The organism is Streptomyces sp. NPDC002793 (genome assembly GCF_040295485.1).
GTDB lineage: Bacteria > Actinomycetota > Actinomycetes > Streptomycetales > Streptomycetaceae > Streptomyces.
Genome location: NZ_JBEOVL010000020.1, coordinates 103,084 through 123,100, shown reverse-complemented (window position 1 = coordinate 123,100; position 20,017 = coordinate 103,084). Strand labels below are relative to the sequence as shown.

Sequence of the window (20,017 nt, the reverse complement as noted above, 5' to 3'; positions counted from 1 at the left end):
CCGCCGGCGAGGACTGCTCGCCGGGTGTCAGCGCACACCCGGCGAGCAGTGGGGCGCGGCTCAGGGCACGATGACCCGGCGCCCGCGCGTGTGCCCTGCCTGGCTGTCGATGTGTGCGGCCGCTGCCTCGGCGAGGGTGTACGACCTCTCGACCGGGATGTGGAGCTTTCCGCGCGAGATGAGGCCGACGGCCTCGGCCAGCGCGTCCGGCACGCTCCCCGCCACGCCGGAGAACCGGACACCGAGATCCGGCGCACCGAGATCGGCGATGGAGATCACCTGCTGCGGGTCCCCGGTCAGCTCGACGAGCTCGCGGATCACGCCCGAGCCGGCCAGATCGAGGGCCGCGTCGACGCGGCCGAGCTGCCGCACCCGCTCGACCCAGCCCTCGCCGTACGTCGTGGCGAGGGCGCCCAGGCTCCGCAGATAGTCCTGGTTCGCGGCCCCTGCGGTGCCGATCACCGTGATGCCGCGGTCACGGGCGATCTGCAGCACCGCCGATCCGACTCCCCCGGACGCGCCACTGACCAGCAGCGTCCGACCGGGCCGCGCGCCCACCTCGCGGATGAGGCGCAGCGCGGTCTCCACCACGGAGGGGTATCCGGCGGCCTCTTCGAACGTCAGCCCGTCGGGCATACGGGCCCAGGCCGAGAGCACGGCGAACTCGGCGTAGGTGCTGGAACCTTCGCCGAACACGTGGTCGCCGACCTCGACCCCTTCGACGCCCGCGCCGACCTCGTCCACCACTCCGGCGGCGTCCAGCCCGACGCCGGCGGGCAACTGCCTCGGATGGGCCTTCAGCATCTGGCCTTCGCGGACCCTCCAGTCGACGGGATTCACGCCCGCCGCCCGCACCGCGATGCGTATCCGGCCAGGGCCCGCGTGGGGCTCCTCGGCGTCAATGAGTCGTAGAACGTCCGGGCCGCCGTACTCGGCGAAGCTCACTTTCTTCATACGGCGGACCGTAACACTAACGGTTAGCTTTTCGAAACGGGTGCAGTTCTATACCTGATAGCGTGTGGTCATGACCGCGCCGACCGGACGCCGTGAGCGCAAGAAGGCCGCGACCCGGCAGAAGATCGCCGACACCGCCCTGCGGCTCTTCCTGGAACGCGGATTCGACGCGGTGGGCATCCGTGAAGTGGCCGCCGAGGCCGACGTGGCCGTCACCACGCTCTTCTCCCACTTCGCCTCCAAGGAGGCCCTGGTGTTCGAGCAGGACGAAGGCTTCGAGCAGGGACTCACGCGGGCGGTCACCGGCCGGGCACCGCACGAGCCGCTCATCCCCGCACTGCGCCAGGAGATCCACGCCATGGTGCGGCATTGCGCCGCGGACGGCACTTCCCCGGTCCGGCGCATGATCGACGAGTCGCCGGCCCTGCGGAAGTACGAGGAGTCGATGAGGCTGCGTCACGCGGACGCGCTGGCGACGGCCATCGTCGCCGATCCCGGGCTGTCGCAGACCACGACGGCGAGCCGGACGATCGCGAGGTTCGTGATCGACGCCCACTCGCTGGCCCGCGAGGCAGCCGATCCTGAAGCCGCGGTGGACGAGATCTTCGAGATGATCGAGGCGGCCTGGGAGATCACCAGCCGCGCTCCGCATGCGTGAGGAACCGTTCTCCCGGTTTCCCGGGGCTCCCGGAGACACACCCCGGTGATCAGCGCCGGAATGACGGAGACCCTGCGCCTCCTGCGTCTGCGGGGCACGCCGTTACTCGGCGACGGCTGCGCGAAGGTGCTGGGAATGGATCACGTGGTCGTGTCATGTCCTGCGTTCCGCGGGGTCAGGCCGAAGCGAAAGCGAAGGCCTTGTCCGGAGGCTCCGGAGCACCTCAGCCCTTGCGCCGTCGTGGCCGGTGAACGCCTGATGGGTGCCGCTGTCCGCTGTCAACGTGCTGTCGATACCGGGCAGTCGCGGGAGCGGGCCCGCAACGTGCGAGTGGAGTCGGCCCCCGGCGCCCCGGAGCGGCGGCTATGTCTCCGGGGTGTGTGCCGCCAGGGCCGGCAGTCCGCTCCCAGGCGTCCCCGGCTGCTGATCGGCGGCCCCCTCCGTCGCCTCCCGCAGCACGTCCGCGAGCCCGTCCGTGGCCAGCACCATGCTGACCTGGGCCGAGCTGTTGAGGCACAGGGCGTGGTCCGGGGGGATGCGGGAGAGCAGGTCCAGCACCGGAAGGCGCTCGAACCCCAGCTGCCCTGCGGCCTGGAGGTAGCGGGGGGAGGTGTAGACCGGGACCACCGCCGTGCCGTCGGGCGCCGACGCGCTCACCGGCTCGCCGTCCGCGGTGACCAGTACCGCTACGTCGGTCCTGGCCAGGGCCGAGGTGACGTCCTCCGCCGTGCCGTACCCGGTGGTTGCGAGCTGGATCGCGCGGTCCACGTCATCGGCGGGCTCGGGCCATCCCATCGCCTCGGGTGAGGGCCTGTACTCCTCGTTGTCCTCCCACTCGACGATCTCGCCCTCGGAGTCGGAGCGCCACTGGCCCACCACGGCCCACTCGGGCGGCGGTCCCTCCCCCTTCCAGGCCGGATCGGCCAGGTAGAGCCAGTGGTCGGGGGCGAGCCTGGCGGCCTGGACGAACTCCTCGGGCGGCTCGGGGGCTGCGGGGGTTTCGGCGCCGGTGTCACTCATCATGTCCTCGCTTGCTGGGGGTTGTCCGAGTCTGCGTCGGGTCCGGCGTCGCCGGAGGTCTCCGCCCACCGTTCCCGCAGCTCGTCCGCCGGGACGAGCAGGGAGGCCGGGGCGGAGGAACTGAGGAACATCACGTCCCGGCCGACGGGCAGCCGGTCGAGGAGTTCGGGGAGCGTCATCAGCACGTGCGGGGGCAGCCGGTCCGCCGGCGCCCGGGGCGACACGGGGAAGACGGGCACCGCGAGCGCGCCACCGGGTGCCCGCGTCCACGCCGGCTCCCCGTCCTCTGCCATGCACACGGCCACGGTGCCCGCCTCCGCGAGGGCTTCGGCGACGTCCGCGTCCGGACCGTAACCGGTGGCGGCCAGGTGCACGGCCGCGTCGGCGTCGCTGACCGGTGGGGCCCAGCCGAGCGCGGCCGGCGAGGGGCGGTAGTCCGGGTTGGCCTCCCACTCGACGATCTCGCCGTGCGTGTCGGTGCGCCAGCGGCCGAGTACGGCCCACGGGGGTGGGGGGTCGACGTCCCTCTCGCCGAGCCAGTGCCTGTCCGTCACCGACAGCCAGTGCTCCGGGGCGGTACGGGCCGCCGCCACGACATCCTCGGGCGGCACCGGGAAGTCCGGCCGGTCCTTCCCCACGGCTACGGACCGACGCGGGGGCACGTCGGCGGACGCCGCGCCGGAAACGGGTATCGGCCCGCGGGCGGCGTCCGGCCGTCCGTCAGAGGTCGGCATGGGGGTCGCTCCACACAGTCACGCCGCGCGGATGCCCGGCTCGCAGACGAAGACACGAGGACATCTCATCACTCCCGCGCACGGCCGTCGTTCCCCGCCCCGGCTCCGGCGGCCCTCCGGTTCTCCTCCGCCTGCCCGGCCGCCTCGAGCTGGGCCAGCAGCGCCCGGGCGTGCTCGTCGGGGAACCGCCCCTCGCGTGCGACGAAGGCCCGCAGCTCCTCCTCGGACAGCGGGTGGACGTCCCAGTACCGGCCCCAGTTGTTGACGTAGACCGAGGCCGCCGAGCGATCGGCTTCGTCCAGGGCGTGCTGGGCTCCCGTCATCACCTCGTGGAAGCTGTGGTGGCCCACACCGACCATGATGCTCACCAGCCCGGACCTGATGAGGCCGAGGTCCACGGGCACGCCCGCGAGCCGGGTGAGCCGGGCCACGTGCGTGACGATCCGGTAGGCGCTGCCCGAGGTGCCGGTCAGCACCAGGCCACCGGAGTCCTCGGAACGCCCCTGGAAGTCAGCGGTCATCGGCAGGGTGTGCGTCATCCCGGCGGGCGACCAGAGCAGGACCCCGTCCCGGACCGCCAGGCGCCGTTCGGCCGGGCTCAGCGCGGGCCAGACCTCGTGGGGCAGCAGCGGTGTCTGCAGAAGCGCATCCAGCTCCGCCATCTCCTCCTCCTCGTCCTCGGGGTCCAGGCCGGCCGCGAGGAGTTCGGCACGCTCGCGCTCGTACCGTTTGAGCTGCTCGGTCCGGTGCCGGTCGCGCCGCTCCACCCCGATCACCGGATGCTGTGGCTCGACACCTCCCATGAGGTACGGGACGAGGTCCTTCGCCACGCCGTTGAACAGGAACGTCACCCGCTCACGCAGGTTGCCGGACTCCACGACCCGGGCGAGCTCCTCGTACGAGGTGCCGACGGCTCCGGCGTTCAGGCCGTTCCTGCTGCCGAACAGCCGGTAGTCCGTGCGGTTGTTCAGGGCGATCGCCCAGAACGCCCGCGCGACCTTGCCGAACTCGTCGTTGATCTGCTGGTTGGCGCTCAGGTACGCGGCGAGCCTCCGCTCGAAGTACAGGGCCTCCTGCGCGTAACGGACCCGTGCCAGGGCCCAGGGGGGCGCGTCGAGTTGCCCGGCCTGCTCGTCGGGCTCCGAGGAGTCAGCCGGTCCGGTGGCCGCCCGGGAGCTCCCGGGCACCGGAGTGCCCTCGCGGTCCGTGGAGGGTTCCCGCCTCCGCGGCAGCGGGGCCGGGTCGTCGTCCGAGTCGTCGTCCCTCGACAACAGCGGTCGCGGATCGTAGTCCGAGTCCGAGTCCGAATCCGAATCCGAGTCCATGGACAGGGCCGGGAACGATTCGAGCACCGGGCCGGCGAAGTCCGCGTCCACGACGGACGCCCCGCCACTTCCGGTGTGCGGCGCGAAGTGCGGGTTGGGGACGTACGGCCCGACCGGCATGCCGTACATCATCGGTTGCACGCCACGGATGTACCGGCGGTCGATGCCCCCGGGGAAGAGCACCTCCTCCTGGTCGGGGAAGGGCGAGGCCAGCCCCAGAGTGGCGTTCACGTCGATGCCGCCGGGCACCTCCATGTCGTAGCGCCAGCGGTAACGGCGGTGCAGCGCGTCCGCACCCATCGGGTTGGCGCGGGCGCTGTCGCGCACGTAGTCACGGTTGGCGGTCGCGCTCGCGAAGACGGTGTTCGGAACCAGGGCGCTGCCGCCGTAGACGTGGTCGATGAGGTGCACCATCTCTGGTCCGTACGGCTTGAGCCCCTCGCGGAAGACCTGCTCGGGCCCGTCGGGACTGAAGCGGAACAGCGGGCCGTCGTGGTCACGCCACAGCGCGTCGGGGAGCGTGCTGCCCGCCAGCGCGGCCGGGTCGGCCGCGACGACGGCCGGGTCGACGGGCGGGGTCGGGCTCACCGGTCCGGTGGCGGCCCAGCCGACGGGTACGGGCTCGGCGCCCCCGTCCGTCAACAGGCGGGAGGAGGCGACGAGTCCACGGCCGGGCAGATACCAGTCCCAGGCCGGGCCGTCGCGGTACACCCGGCCGGCCATGTCCGTGACACCACCGGCGGACGGGCCTTCGGAGTTGTACTCGCCGCGCAGTCCGAGCGACGGGATCTCGGCCACGAACACGTGGAATTCCGCATCGTCCTGGCCGTAGCCCCACACGGTGTGCCGGTCGGTGGCGGCGGCCACGGGGAAGGCCTCCAGCGTCTCCTCGTACCGACCGTCGAACTGCCCGTCCGCGGAATAGGGCAGGGCCTGCTGCCCTGCCGGGGCCGTGCCGGTGGCGGGCGCGGTGGTCGCGTTCCATTCGGCGGGCCGCGCGGTGTCCACCGTGCCAGGAGCGGCGGCCGGTTCGGCGGACGGCATCCTCGGGACGGTCCGGTGCCAGACGCCGGGCCGACCCGCGTCCGCGGCGAGGGCCGTCACGACGCCCGGCCGCGTCGTGCCGCCCTCCGACACCGTGAACGCACCGTCGTAGCTCCATACGGTCCGGTCGTTCGTGAGGGAGAAGTCCTGCTGTGCGGGCAGCTGTTCTGTTCCGATACGGGGCACCAGCAGGGCCAGGGGGCGGTGCTGGTCGATCAGCGGCAGCTCCGGGTCGGACTCCAGCAGTGCGAAGAACTCCCCCGGGGTGACCTGCACGGTGCCGCCAGGCAGCCGCAGGACCACCGCACCGGCGTCGTTCGTGTCCGCGTACACGAAGTACGGGGCGGCGGCGCCCTGCTGGGTCCACGGGGCGAACTCCAGCGAGCCGGTGGTGCCGGCGGTGCCGGTCCTGTCGGCGTACAGACGGGAGGGCTCCAGCCCGCCGGGGGTCGTGGCGGGCCCCCAGTTGCGGCCCTGGAGGGGCCCGCCGGGCGTGCGGATGCGGCCCTCGTCGGCGAACGCCCCCAGCGTCTCCAGGTGGAAGACGGCGAGTTCACCCGGGTGGCCGGAGTTCCGCCCGGCGGCGAAGGCCTGTTCGGCCAGCTCCCTCAGCCGGGCCTCCGTGGACGCGTCCCACCGGGCTTCGGCGGGCAGGTGGAGCGCCGCACGCCCCAGCTCCTCCCGTCGCGCGGGTGTCCTGGCGTCCAGCAGCTGTGAGGCGCCGGTCATCGCCCACAGGGCGCGGGCGTACTCGCGTGGCGTGAGCGGACCGGCGGGCATCCGCAGCACCGCCCGCACCGCGGCGTCGCCGCCGGTGTCGATCCTGTCCAGCGCGCCCCGCAGCGCGGGCGCGTCCCACGCGTCGGTGAGCGCCACGTCCCCCGGTGCGGCCAGGGCGCGGTCGAGCACGGCCTCGAAGTCGGCGGGCCCCGGGGCGTTCCCGTCGGGCGGCGACGCGAGGAGCTGCCACAGCTCCATGCGCAGCGGGGTGAGCACGCTCAGCGCCGGGTCGTTCGCCCGCAGCGTCTCCAGCGCGCCGATCCCGCGCAGCAGCCGCTCGTGACGGCCGCCCGGCACACCTCGGTCGGTCTCGACCTCGTTCCCGAAGACCTGCCGCAGGGCCCGTACCAGGCGCAGGGCTCGCGGCCCCTCGTCGTCCCAGGCGGGAAGGCCCGTGCGACGTGCGAGGGGGCGCAGGCCGGCGGTCTCGCTCAACTCGGCCGTCGAGTGCACCGGTTCGGGCAGGAACGTCTCCATGCGTGCCAAGGTGCCGTCGGGCGTCGCCGCGAGCAGCCGCGTGGTGTCGTTGTAGCCGGTCCTTCCGGTGGCGGCGGTGGTGGTGCGCCCGCTGCTGTTGGCGGCGTGCTGCGCGAGCGCGACCTCCTCCAGGGGGTCCTCGACGAGCGGCGCGGGCCTGATGAGGGACTGCGGACGCAGCGGGTCGCCCGCCACGGCGCCGTAGCAGCTCGCGACGTGCAGTTCGTCCCCGGCCGCCCGCTCGACCACCTCGGGCAGCCCGCCGATGTAGCGTCCGCCGTCCTCGGCTCCGAGCAGCAGCACCCGGCCGTCCTTGCCGGCCAGCTTCAGCCCGCCGGGTACGCCGTGGGCGTGGAAGGTGTAGACCGACGCCTCGGGGTCCGGGGCGGTCTCCTCGGCACCGACCGTGTGGAACGTGTCGCCCAGGCGCAGGACGTGCGCGCGTTCCCGCATGCCCCGGTACAGCCTCAGCCGCCGCTCGCGCAGCCGCCTGCGGCCGTCGTCGGGCATCGATTCCCGTCCCTCGAAGCGCTGGTCCGCCCCGACCAGAGGGCGGGTGTCCACGTCGCTGTCCCGGAACCGGACGCCGTCGACCGTGACCCACTCGCGGTCCGTGGCCGGAGCCGTTCCGTGCGAGAGCGGGTCGAAGGGCACCCAGTCGCCGTACGCGTCGTCGGGGTCGGAGTCGACGAGCGACAGGACGTGGACGGCCGGCCCGGCGTCCGTGGTCCCGGTCCCGGTCCCGGTCTCGGGCTCCATGAGGCGTCCGTCGCCGCTGGGCGCCCAGACCCTGCGGCCCAGCCGCTCAGCCACGGCCCGTGCCAACCGGCCGTACTGGGCGCCCGCGTACGGGCTCGCCAGCACGACCGGAGCATCGAGCGGCAGCGAAGCGAGCACGGGATCGGCTGCCAGCAGGTCGGCCACCGCCTGCGGGTCCAGCTCACGGCCGTCGGCGAACAGCGCCTCGTCGTAGCCGCCCTCGGCCGCCACCACGTACGCCCCTTCACCCCAAGGGGCGGGCTCCTCGGAGACCCTCCGCAGCTCACCGCCCCGCTGCTCGTGGAGCTGGATCCGCGTGGCGTCGACGCCGCTGATGCCGGTACCGGTCCAGTCGCGGCCGCGCGGAGCGCCCTGGGCGTCGCTCATCAGCGTGTCGCCGGACAACAGCGGGTCCGAGGCCGCGTCGACGGAGCCCAGGGACGGAAGCGAGTCCGTGGACCACGACGCGGACGAGTCCGACGAGGACACGGGCGAGGCCGGTGCCGAAGCCGCCTCCGTCGCCGGGGCGAAGGCCCAGTCGGGGTCGGACGGCAGCGTGCGCGGCGTGAGGGCGCCCCGCGGCCCGGTGTCCGCAGCCGTGCCACCCCGTCCGGTGGACCGGGGCACCGGCGCGGGCAGCGGGCGGGGCGCGTCCTTGGGCGCGGCGTACTGGACCGGGCGTGCCTCGTGCCAGACACCGCCCCCCGGCGCACCCCCCATGACGGCCGAGTAGTGCATGGTCAGCACCGGCTGCCCGGAGTCGCCGGTGCCGGACAGGTCCGCCGGGAAGTCGGTCCACCACACGGTGCGGCCCAGCCGCTGGGCGAGCCGCTCGGCCACGTCGCCCGCGTCGTCGGGCTGTCCGGTGAACGCCAGGACGAGGGGGGTGGTCAGTTCCCTGCGCGTCAGCATGGGGTCGTGCGCGAGCAGTTCCACAAACTCGCGGGTGGACACGGCGGCCGACTCGCCGTCGTAGGTCAGCCGGAGGAGCTCCGGGTCGGACGCGTCGGGGGCGACCCGCACCAGGTACGGGACCCGCGTGCGCCCGCCCTGTGTCCACGGCGCGTCCGCCACCACGGCGAACGTGCGGAACTGTGCCAGATCCACGTACGACTGCGGCTGTCCGCCGGTGAAGTCGCGGCCGAGCCCGCGGGCGGCGCCCTGCACCGTGCGCAGACCGGACGTGGCGTACACCCTGGCCTCGTCCAGGTCGTGCACCGCCGCCACGTCGGGGTCGGACGCCTGGCGGCCCACCGCGAAGGCGCGCGTGAGCAGGTCGAGTGCTTCCCCGAGTTCGTCAAGGCCCGGCCGTGCTCCGGGCGTCAGATGGAGGACCTGCGCGACGAACGCGTCCCGGTCCGGGCCCGGGGTGTCCAGCGTCTCCTCGGCCTTGACCCGGGCCCAGAAGATGCGCGACCGCTCGGGCTCTCCGACCGCGTCCTCGTCGATGTCCAGGGCGGTGGACGCCTCCTCCTCGGGGTCGGCGTCCCCCATCCACCGGGCGGCCGCCTCCACGGCGGGGAGGTCCACGAAGCCCACCAGCTGGTCGCCGGGCCACATCGACCACTGCTCGGCGGCGGCGGCCAGTACACGCCGGGTGACGTCCTGGTTCACACCGGACGCGGCGTCGGGGTGCGCCTCCACCACCCGGCGCAGGAGGTCCAGGGTGAACGGGCCGGCGGTGTCGAAGTCGGAGTCCGCGCGCCACATGTGGTCGACGGCAGCCGCGCCGCGCAGCAGGGCGTCGTGGTCGGGCGCGTCGTCCACGTCGTGCCCGAAGGTGAGCCGCAGTGCCCGCACCAGGCGCAGCGTCCTCTCGCGTGTCTCCTCGGTGACGGGTCCGTCGGCCGGGCCGAATCCGGCGGCCTCGGCGAGACGGTCGAGTGCGGGGCCCGCGGGCTCGGGCCGGAACAGGTCCCAGGCCCGGTGGCGCCCCTGCGCGTCGGCGAACAGCGTGCGTGTGTAACGGCCGTTGTCCGACTTCGTCCCCTGCGAGCTGTAGGCCAGGCGAACGGTGCGTCCCGTGGAGTTCGCCACGTGCTGTCCCATGGACACGTCGCGCAGCGGGTCGGGAACGAACGGGCCGGGGAAGGCGTCGCCCGCGGTGTTCGGGGCCGGCACGGCACTGTCCTTGGGCGCTCCGCTCCAGCAGACCACGAGGTCGACCCAGTGGTCCGCGGGCAGGTTCGCCAGGCTCTTGCGGCGCTTGAGCCACGGCCCGGCCTCCCGCTCGTCGACCAGCCGGACGGTGCCGTCCCGCAGCGCCAGCTGGAGGACGCCGGGTTCGCCGTGCATGTCCAGGCGGTAGGCGGTGTCCTCGGGGCCCGGACGCGGCAGGTCGTACTCCTGGGACATGCCGTCCGTGGCCGGGTAGTGGTGCACGAACGTCGTCATCCGGTCGAGCTGACGGCCCTCGTCCTCGAAGTCCTTCGCGTACTCGGCGGGGTGGTGCGAGGCACGGCCGATCTGCTTCCCGCTCAGCGAGCTGACGATGGGCCGGGTGACCACGTCGCGGTGCCAGTCCGGTGCCTCGTCGTCGGGGTCGGGCGCCAGGCCGGGCTCGCTCGCGATCCAGTCGCCCTGGGGGACGCCGGAACGGCGGACGGTGTCGATGGTGCTCGCCGTGCCGGGGGCCGAGCTGAGCATCGCCTCGCCGCTGTGCGCCCACACCGTCATACCGGTACGGTCCGCGAGCTTGCGCGGCAGGTCGAGGTAGCCGTCCCCGGCGAAGGGGACCGCCAGCACGACCGGTGTGCCCCGCGTGAGTCCTTCCCGTGCCACGTCGGCCGCGACCAGTTCCACGAACTCGTCGACGTCCAGCTCGACCGTCGAGTCGTCCGGCAGCCGTGCGTCCACCCGGTCGTGCGCACCGTCGGCGGCCACGACGTACGGGGTCACGCCCTGCGGCCAGGGGACCCGCGCCGTGTCGAGTACGTCGTACGAGCCGGACGGGGTGGCCTTCAGTACGTCGCCCTGGGCGGTGTCCAGCTCCGCGACGACGTCGTCCTCCCAGTTGAGGCCCGGTACGCGGCGGCCCTGGACGGTGAAGTGGCGGGCGCGGCCCGGCGCCCGCACGCCCAGATCGGTGAGGTGGAAGGCCCCCAGCGCGGCGAGGCTCGTCGCCGCGCCCGCCGCCGTGGCCCGTTCCACCAGCGCGAACAGTTCCGCGCGATCGTCCGGTCCGGTGCTCGCGTCGGACTCCAGGTGCAGTACGCGCCGGGCGAGCGCGTCCACGTCCAGCGGGCGGTCGCGCAGCGAGGGCTCCCGACGGCGCAGGGTGTCCAGCGTCTGCACCGCTGCCGCGTCCGGCGACTGCGAGATGCCGATCGTGGCCTGCCGACCGAGTGCGGCCCGGGTCACACCGTCGAGCGCCCCCGTGCCCACCCAGTCACCGGGGACCCGGGTCAGGCTCTTCGCCCCGACCGAGAAGTCCCCGGCGGTCAGACGCGGTTCGCCGGCGGGGACGTCCTTCTGGAGGTCGTCCAGCGCACGGGCCAGCAGCCGCTCGAACAGGGTGCGGGCGGCCTGCGCGCGCCGTCTGCCCGCCGAGGCCTGCTCGTTGACGTGTGACGAGCCGTCCGTCCGGCGCGCGTCGGCGCCGTACCCGGTGACGGCGACGCGCGGCAGCGCCGCGCCGGCCCGCTGGTTGCGCAGCCCGGCGGCGGCCACCTGGGACGCCAGCCGGCGCAGGGTGTCCGCTCCCTGCGCCGACGGGGCCGTCTCCCCGGGCCCGTACGCCACCAGGGCGCGCGTCGGCAGGACGGGCAGCGGCCGGGCCGCCTGCGGGCCGGCCGGGGCCGTGTACACCGGTGTGGTGGGCGTCGGCACGGAGGTCATCTCCACGCCCTGCATGGGGTCTCCGGCCGAGGAGCGGGACTTCACCGTGGAGGAGGTCGCCGCCACCGTGGGGCTCTTCCCGGACGACGGCGCCGCGGGCAGCGGCGGCTCGACGGGGCGCGGGCCCTCCTGGGTCCCGGCCAGGTCGACGGGCCGGGCCTCCCGCCAGTCGGCGACCGTCGGGCTGGTCAGGGTCAGCAGCGAGTCGATGAGCGTGGGCACCGCGACGCCTGCGTCGTCCCTGCCGGACAGGTCCGCCGGGAACGGGCTCCACCACACGCTGCGGCCCAGCCGCTGGGCGATCACCTCCGCGACACCGGGCGCCGGGCCGCCGAGTCCGGTCAGCATCAGGAGGACGGGGACGGTCAGCCCCTTCCGGGTCAGCTCCACGTCTGCGGCAAGCAGTTCGGCGAACTCCGCCGCAGTCACCTCGTAGGTGGCACCGTCGAAGCTCACCTGGACGCGGCCGTCGTCCTGGAAGCCCACGTCCGCCAGGACCAGGTGCGGGACGGGCTTGTCCTTGCCGTACACGTCCTGTCCGGCCCACGGGGCGTCGGTGAGTCCGCCCGGTGTCCGGAATTCGGCCAGTCCCGGCTGGGGTGCCGACAGGTTCGCCCAGTCCCGGCCGCCGCCCGTGGCGGACCGCATGGCCGTGGACACCGAGGGCCGGCCGAAGGCGCCGCGCGCCTCCAGGTCGTACGCGGCGGCCACGTCCGGGTCGGTCATGTTCCGGCCCGCGGCGAACCCGCGGGTCAGCACCGTCAGTGCCTCGCCGCGCAGTGTGCCGTTCACCTCGGTGCCGGGGTCGAGGTGCCGGATCCGCGAGCTGAGGGCGTCCGCGTCCGGGCCGGCCAGCGTCTCCTCGGCCTTGACGCGCGCCCAGAACATCCGCGCCCGCTCGGCGTCGCCCACGTCGTCGGGACCGGAGAGCCCCAGGGCGGAGACGGCCGCCTCGTCCACCACCGCGGTGTCCTGCAGCCACCGGGCGGCGGAGTGCAGCACCGGCAGGTCGACGAACCCGCTGACCGGCAGGGAGGGTCCGTCACGCCAGGCCTGTGCGGCCGCGGCCAGTACGCGGCGGGTGGCCTGACGGTCCACACCGGAAGCGGCCTCCCCGTGGGCGGCGACCACCCGGCGCAGCAGGTCCGGGGAGAACGGGCCGGTCCCGCTGAGGTACGGATCGGAGTGCCACATGTTGGTGAGCGCACCGGCTCCGCGGATGAGGGTCGCGAAGTCGGCGTCGTCCTCCACGTCGTGCCCCAGGACCAGCTTCAGCGCCCTTACCAGGCGCAGCAGTTCGGCCCGGCTCCCCGGCGACGGTTCACCCGTGAACCCGGCCGTCGCCGCCAGCCGGTCCAGCTCGGCCTCGTCGGGCTCCGGACGGCTGGTGTCCCACCACCACTGCTGTCCGCTCGCGTCGGTGAACAGCACCCGCACGGGGTCGTCCTGGTAGGTGAAGACCCCCTGCAGGGCGTGGGACAGCCGGACGGTGCGCCTGGTGACGTTCGCCAGGTGCTGTCCCAGGGACAGGGCGTCGTCCGAGAGCGGATCGGCGGCGAACGGTACGGGGAAGGAGTCACCGACCTGCGAGAGGTCCTGCACGGCGCTGTCCTGCGGGGCCGACGAGTAGCAGACCACCATGTCGATCCAGTGGTCGGCGGGCAGGCTCGACAGGCTCTTGCGGCGCCGCAGCCACTCCCCCGCCTCGTGCCGGCCGGCCGTCCTCGACCCGCCTTCGGCCAGGGGCAGCATCAGGCTGCCGGGCAGCCCGTGGCCCGCCAGGTGGTACGCCTTGTCCTTCGGTCCGGGGTCGGCCAGCGGAAGCTTGGCGGAGTACGTACCGGTGGCACGGTTGAAGTGGACGTACAGCGTCATCTGGTCGAGGCGGTTGAAGTTGTCCCCGCGCGACGACTCGGTGAGCTCACCGGGATGGTGCAGGCTGCGGCCGATCTGCTGCCCGGTCTGCGCGCTCACGATGGGCTGGGACACCACGTCGCGGTGCCAGTCCGGGGCGCTGTCGTCCGCGTCGGGCGCCAGGCCGGGCCGGACCGGGACCCACGAACCGTGGGGCATCCCGTCCCGCTGGACCACAGCGACGGTGCTCGACGCCGCCGGATCGGGGTTGCGCCGCGCCAGGCCGCTGTGCGCCCACACCGTGCGGCCGGTGCGCTCCGCGAGCTTGCGCGGCAGTTCCAGATACCGGTCGCCCGCGAACGGGACGGCCAGCACGATCGAGGCCACGGCCGGCATGCCCTGCAACGCCGGGTCGGCCGCGACCAGTTCGATGAACTCGTCGACATCGAGATCCCGCGTCGTTCCGTCGGGCAGCAGCGCCGTCACCGTGTCGTGGCCGCCCTCCGCGAGGACGGTGTACGGGGTCACCTCCCACGCCCAGGGGGCGAAGTTCGTCATTCCACTCGGAGTGAGCCCGCCCGCCTGGTCCTCCTGGAGGTCGTCGACGAAGAGGCCTTCCATTTCGGCGACGTCGGACCCGGCCCAGTTCAGGCCCGCCACTCGGCTGCCTCCGATGGTGACGTACCGGGCGCGGTCCGGGGCGAGTACGCCCCCCTCCTCCAGTGCGAACGCCGTGAGGGAGGCCAGTCCGCCGGCCCGCCCGGCCGCGAGTGCCCGCTCGACCGTCGCGTAGAGGTCCCTGTGCATCTTCGTGTCGACGAGCGCGGACGGGCCGAGGCGGCGGATACGCCGGGTGACCGCGTCCAGGTCGAACTCCCCGGCGCGCAGCGTGGCGTCGTCGCGGCGCAGCGCGTCCAGCGTCTCGACCGCCGCCGCGTGTCCCGGCGAGGTGAGGACGATGGTGGCCTGCCGGCCCAGCTCCGCGCGGCTCACCGCGTCGGACATGGCCGCGGTGCCGCTCCGGCCGGGCAGACGCGCCCGGCCACGCGACGTGATCTTGAAGTCCCTCGCGGACAGTGGCGTCCGCCCTTCCGGCAGGTTCGTCTGGAGGGCGCGCAGCGCGTCGTCGAGCTTCCCGGCGAACAGGTCACGCGCGGTCCGCGCGCGCCGGTCACCCCGCTGCCGGGCGGCCTGTTCCCGCTGCTGTGCGGTGCCGGCCTGGCGGGCGTCCGCACCGTACCCGGCGATGTCGATCTTCGGCAGCGGCACCCGCGTGCGCAGGTTACGCAGACCGGTCTCCGCGACCTGGAACGCCAGCCGTTCGACGCTCTCCTCCGTACCGGCCGAGGGACGCGTCTCGCCGTGGGCGTACGTCACGAGACTCAGCCGGGGCAGGCGGGCGAGCGGTCGGCCGGACGCGGCGGTCACCGGCGCGGCGAACACCGGCTGCCCTCGGCCCGTGTCCAGCGCGGTCATGTCCGGGCCGGTGGGTTCGACACCGGTCATGTCGACGTCGGTCGCGTCCGGACCCGTCAGGCCCAGGTCGTCGAGACCTGTTCCGGTCGTACCGAAGTCGAAATCGAAGTCGAAATCGAAGTCGCCGGTGTCGAGGTCGTTCCAGGCCGACAGGTCGAAGTCACCGGAGTCGATCGGGCCGAGATCGATGCCGTCCAGCGTCGACAGGTCGAGGTCGGTCATGTCGGCGTCGGTCCCCGACTGCGCCGCCGGCACCGGCGTCGGACCCGTGGCGGGCGCGGTCCAGCGCGGCCCCAGGCCCAGGCCGGAGCGGAGGGTGTCGGCCAGTGCCGCGGCGGAGGCCGGTACGGCCCCGGTGCCGGTCCCCGTGTCCAGCAGGTGGCCGGCGACCCGGCGCACCGCGTCGCGGAAGCCGTCCCCGGCGTACCGGGAGTCGGCGAGGACGTCGTGCGGTTCCGCCGGCAACACCAGGGAGACGGCGGCGTCCCAGGCGCGGTCGGCGCCGGCCGCGTCCGTGCCCTCGGGCGCCGCGTCCGCGAAGCGGGCGTACGCCCGTGCCCACAGCCGCCGCGAGACGTGCGCGGCCACCGTGTCCGTCGCGGCCGTCCAGGCGTCGGGCCGCACCATCCGCACCCGGGCCAGGTCCAGCGGCGTCAGTTCACCCGCGGGCAGCCGGTCGTCGCCGCGCAGCATCATCTCGGTGCGCTGGCCGACGGAGGGCGTGATGCCCGCCGCGGTCAGCTCACGCAGGCCGACGGTCTCGTCCTCGGCGGGGGGCGGCGGTGCCTGCGGGAGGTCGGCCTCGGTCACCTGGTCGGCGACCCACCGGCGTTCGGCGGCGTCCCTCGGTACGGCCGGTGCGGCGCCGTCCGTGTCGGTGCCGGTGTCCCTTGCCGCTCCGAGCGTGTCCGGAGCGACGCCCAGGGTCCACAGCCGTGCCGCGGCGTCCTCCACGGCGCGGCGTGCCTCGTCGACCTCGGCCCAGGCGTCCGCCACGACCGTCTCGTCGCCGCTGATCCGCTCCGTCGTCGCGGCTTCGGCGGCCAGCGCTCCGAGCGCGGCCAGCGCCTGTGCGTGCGTGTCCCGGGCCGCGTCGAGCTCCGCGGCGGCGCCGGTGTCCACGGGCGTACGGGCCGTCCGTGCGTTGGACGCCATGGCCGTGGGGTCGGCGCTGTCGCCCGCGGAGGCCATGACCCGTCCCCAGCCGCCCGTCGTGGCCGGCTGTCCGTCCGGGCCCGGCAGCACCGCGACGGTGTACGTATCGGTCGTGGGGTCGTGGTGGAGCGTGGTGGCGCCGTCGGTGGCCCACCAGTTCCGGGCCGAGTTGCGGGCGCCCTCGGCCGGGATGCTGCCCTCGACCGGCCTGCCGCCGGACGGCCTGCCGTGCGGCACCACGGCGATGACCTCGGCGTATCCGATCTCGTTCAGCAGATCCGGGTCCCTGAAGACCAGTTCGCCGAACTCGGCGGGCGATACCGGTCCCTGCATCCGCAGACCGCCGGCGTCCCCGTCGGCGACGTACACGAAGGGCCTCGGGCGGTGCGGGTCGGCCGTCCAGGGCGCGGGCTCGGTGCCGACGGGCACGAGCGAGCCGTCGGGCGCGTACCCGAGCAGGGTCACGACACTGTGGTCGAACGTGCCCTGCGGCCGGGACGTACCGTCCAGCGCCCTGCCCCAGGCGTCGCCGTCGTCGTCCGCCAGGAGCCGGTCGGACTCCAGCGCGCCCTGCTGCTCCAGGTGGTAGGCGGCCAGCTCGCTCAGCTGCCACGGGTCGCGGCCCGCGGCCGCCGCCTGCCGTGCCACGAGGACCGCTTCGCCGAACCGCGCCGGGTCGGGGGCGGGCAGGTGCAGCACCGCTGCGGCGAACGCGCCCTGATCGGTTTGCCCTGTCACCAGGGCGACCTTGAACGACGCCCACAGCAGCCGTGACCACTCGGTCTCCCCCACCGGCGCCGAGACGTCGAGTCCCAGGACGCGGCGGGCGACGTCCTCGCGTTGCGGTGCGGCTGCGAGGTCCGCCAGCATGTGGGCCAGGTGCGGCAGCGCGATCCAGTCGGTCAGGGGGCCGCGCGCCCCGGCGTCCCAGCGCCGCGCCGCCTCCGCCAGCAGGCTCCGGTGGCCGTCCGGCGTGAACTGCGGGGCCTGTCCCTGCGGGAGCCCGCCCGCGAGGTACCGGGTCACGATCTGTCCGTACAGGTCAAGGGTGAACTCGCGCGCACCGTCGCGGTTCAGGCCCGCATCGGCCTGGTGCATCCGGTCCAGCGCGCCGATGCCGCGCAGCAGTACCGGGTACTCCGGGCTGTCGTCCACCGTGGTGCCGAAGATCTGGCGCAGCGCACGGACCAGCCGCAGGGTCCGCTCCCGCGCCGCCTCGGGGGCGGGGCCGGGCCCGTGGTGCAGTCCGGCGTCGCGGGCCCTCCGGTCAAGGGCGTCCCCGGCCGGTTCGGGCGTGAACATGACCCACGGGTAGGCGCGGCCACGCGCGTCGGTCTGGAGGGCGATGTAGGCGTCCTGCGTACCGTCCTTCGGCTGGACCGCGGAGTTCATCAGCGTGGTGGCGAACACCGTGCGGCCCGTCTCGTTGGCCGTGTGCTGGCCGACCGCGAGGGCCGAGAGCGGGTCGGGCACGAACGGCGGAGCGCCGACGATGTGGAACCCGGGCGTCTCGCCGATGCCGGGGGGCGCCGCCGCGTAGCAGACGAGCATCGCCACGGGGTGTTCGGGGGCGAGCGTCGCGAGGCTGCGGCGGCGGGCGAGCCTGCGGGCGAACTGGGGTCCGTCGTCGGTCCGTTCCCCGTCCGGCGTGTGCCAGGTGACGGAGCCCGGCAGACCGTGGTTGTTGGGGAAGTACGGTGCCGGCAGGCCGAGCGCGGTCCACGGCACGGGGGCGGTGGGGCCCTTGAGGTCGTAGGCGGTGCGCTGGTGGGTGTAGGTCGTGACCGTCCCCAGCCGGCTGTGCGTCATCGTCCGTAGCCAGCCACCGTCCTTCGAATCGGCGAGGTCCATCGAGATGTAGCCCGTGGACCGGTTGCCGTGATGGGCGATGGAGAGGGCACTGACCTGGCCCTCGTCCGCGCCGACGGGCGGGGTGGACGCTGTGGCGGGCATGTTGGAGAACCACTGGCCACGGGGCGCCTGCCGCTCCTCGTCCAGCAGCAGGACCACCGAGCGGTCCGGGGCACCCGGGAGGCGCCCGATCTCCGACCGGCCGGTGGTGGCCCAGACCTCGCGGCCGAGCCGGTCGGCGAGCCCGCGCGGCAGGTCCAGGGACGCGGCGGTGGGCCGGGCGACGTGGAGCAGAAGGGGCCCCGGACGGGCCGCCATGTTCCGGTCGAGGGCCATCAGCTCGTGGAAGACCTCGGGCGTCACGGGGCGCGCGAAACCTCCGAGCCCACGGACCACGACCGCGTCGGACCGGCCGCCGACCATCACGAGGTACGGGTCGGGGTCGCCCTGGGCGGGGAGCCAGGGCGCGGTCTCGGGTCCGCTGTGGCCGGTCGCACCGTCAGGGGTGCGCGAGATCCGGCCGGTGGTGCCGGGATCGAAGTCGGCCGGCAGGGGCCGGCCGAGCCAGTTCCAGCCGCGCGGGCGGCCCTGGGCGTCATTGATCCTGAAGTCGGCGTGGAACGCGCCCCGTTGCGCGAGGTAGGCGGCGGACAGGGCGGGAAGTGTGCCGGCGCCGGCGGCGAACGGGGCCGTCACCAGCCGTACGAGGGCGCCGCGCGCCGACGCGTTCACCGTGTCGGTGGGGTCGAGCAGCAGCACCCGGCGGACCAGGGCGTCCAGGTCCAGGAAACCGCCGCGCATCTGCGGGTCCGCCGACCGCAGCCGGTCCAGGCGCTCCAGCGCCACGGCGGCCTGTTCCCGGCCGACGGCGTTGATGGCGCCCAGGCCGTGCAGCGCGTCCAGGACCGCCTCGCGGTGCCGCTCCGCGTCGTCGGGCAGGACGTCCTGTGGCGTGACGGAGGTGCTTTGACCGGTGGCGGGAGCGCCGGACGCGTTCGGCATCTGCGGGGCCGGGCGGTTCGGTTCGGTGGCGACGGGCCGCGTGTGGATCGGGCGGTGCGGGAGCGTGGTGCTGCCGGCGTCCAGGCGGGTCACGGTGCCCGTGACGCGCTCCGGCTCCAGCTCGTCCAGCAGCGCCTGGGCGTGCTCGTCGGGGAAGAGCCCGTCCCGCGCGACGTTCTCCCGCAGTTCGGCCTCGTCGAGCGGGTAGATGTTCCAGTACCGGCCCCAGTTGTCGGTGTAGTCGAGGGCCGGGTCGTGGCCGGGCACGTCGTTCAGTGCCAGTTGGGCTCCGCGCATCACCTCGTGGGCGGTGTGATGGCCCACCGTCAGCGAGATGGCCAGCATCCCGGCCCGGATCAGCCCGAGGTCCAGGTCGAGGCCCCACTGGTCCCGCATGCGGGCGGCGTGCAGCATGAAGCGGTACGTGGACCCGGCGGTGCCGGTCGCCACCAGGCCGCCGGAGTCCTCGGAACGCCCCTGGAAGTCGGAACTCATCGCGAGGTCGTACACCGTCGTCGCCGGCATCCAGGTCAACCCGGCCTCGTCGACCGCGATCCGGCGCTCCGCCTCGCTGAGCGGCGGACGCGCGTCCTCCGGACGTGCCGGATTCGCCACGGGATGCGGCAGTTCCTTGACCGCCGCCGCCTTCTCGGCAGGGGACATGTCCGACGCCTGGATCTCCATGGCGCGCCGCATGTACGCGGCATAGACCTCCTGCGGGCGTCGGCTCGGCCGCTCCTCGGCGATCTCCGGATGCTGCTCCTCGCGACCACCGAGCATCTCCGGCACGAGATCGTTGGAGATGCCCTCGTACAGGAAAGCCACCAGCTCCCGCAGGTTGCCGTTCCTCAGCACCCCCTGGAGAGCCGCGCGGGAGGTTCCGACGGCGCCCGCCTTGAACTTGCTGGTGTCGCCGAACGTCGCCAGCGCGCGCGGATACTGCTGGCGCGCCTTCGTCCACGCCGCGGTCGCCATCTTCCGGTACTCGGCGGTGACCGCCTCGTGTTCGGCCAGGTACTCGCCCAGCCTCCTGTCGAAGGCCTCGGACTCCTCGGCGTACCGGACGCGCGCCAGGACCCACGGAGGTGCCC

5 protein-coding genes (1 of these 5 cut by a window edge) are annotated in these 20,017 nt (G+C 74.1%); 1 reads left to right on the top strand and 4 read right to left on the bottom strand.

Annotated features, from left to right (window positions below):
• Positions 1-60: 60 nt before the first annotated feature.
• Positions 61-954, bottom strand: coding sequence for an NADP-dependent oxidoreductase (locus ABT001_RS20960; RefSeq protein WP_351279582.1), 894 nt, complete (start codon positions 952-954; stop codon positions 61-63).
• Between the two features lie 70 nt (positions 955-1,024).
• On the opposite strand from ABT001_RS20960, the gene ABT001_RS20955 reads away from it, so the two are divergent.
• A complete protein-coding gene (locus ABT001_RS20955; RefSeq protein ID WP_351279579.1) occupies positions 1,025-1,612 on the top strand; it encodes a TetR/AcrR family transcriptional regulator in 588 nt (195 codons plus the stop codon).
• 363 nt (positions 1,613-1,975) lie between these two features.
• On the opposite strand, the gene ABT001_RS20950 is transcribed toward ABT001_RS20955, so the two are convergent.
• From ABT001_RS20950 to ABT001_RS20940, 3 genes are all read right to left on the bottom strand, one after another.
• Positions 1,976-2,632 (bottom strand): type VII secretion system-associated protein, encoded by a 657-nt coding sequence (locus ABT001_RS20950; protein ID WP_351279576.1) that lies wholly within the window; start codon positions 2,630-2,632, stop codon positions 1,976-1,978.
• Entirely contained in the window at positions 2,632-3,366 is a 735-nt protein-coding gene (locus ABT001_RS20945; RefSeq protein ID WP_351279574.1) for a type VII secretion system-associated protein, read from the bottom strand. The genes ABT001_RS20950 and ABT001_RS20945 overlap by 1 nt, the downstream gene beginning before the upstream one ends.
• A 68-nt stretch (positions 3,367-3,434) precedes the next feature.
• Positions 3,435-20,017, bottom strand: the 3' end of a protein-coding gene (locus tag ABT001_RS20940; protein WP_351279571.1) for a lonely Cys domain-containing protein. It continues 21,805 nt past the right edge of the window; only the last 16,583 of its 38,388 coding nucleotides appear in the window; its start codon lies beyond the right edge, outside the window; it ends in the stop codon at positions 3,435-3,437.

Bases quoted from the DNA above. Each gene is read 5' to 3' on its own strand.
- ABT001_RS20960 (WP_351279582.1), bottom strand. From the start codon at position 954: ATGAAGAAAGTGAGCTTCGCCGAGTACGGCGGCCCGGACGTTCTACGA.
- ABT001_RS20955 (WP_351279579.1), top strand. From the start codon at position 1,025: ATGACCGCGCCGACCGGACGCCGTGAGCGCAAGAAGGCCGCGACCCGG.
- ABT001_RS20950 (WP_351279576.1), bottom strand. From the start codon at position 2,632: ATGAGTGACACCGGCGCCGAAACCCCCGCAGCCCCCGAGCCGCCCGAG.
- ABT001_RS20945 (WP_351279574.1), bottom strand. From the start codon at position 3,366: ATGCCGACCTCTGACGGACGGCCGGACGCCGCCCGCGGGCCGATACCC.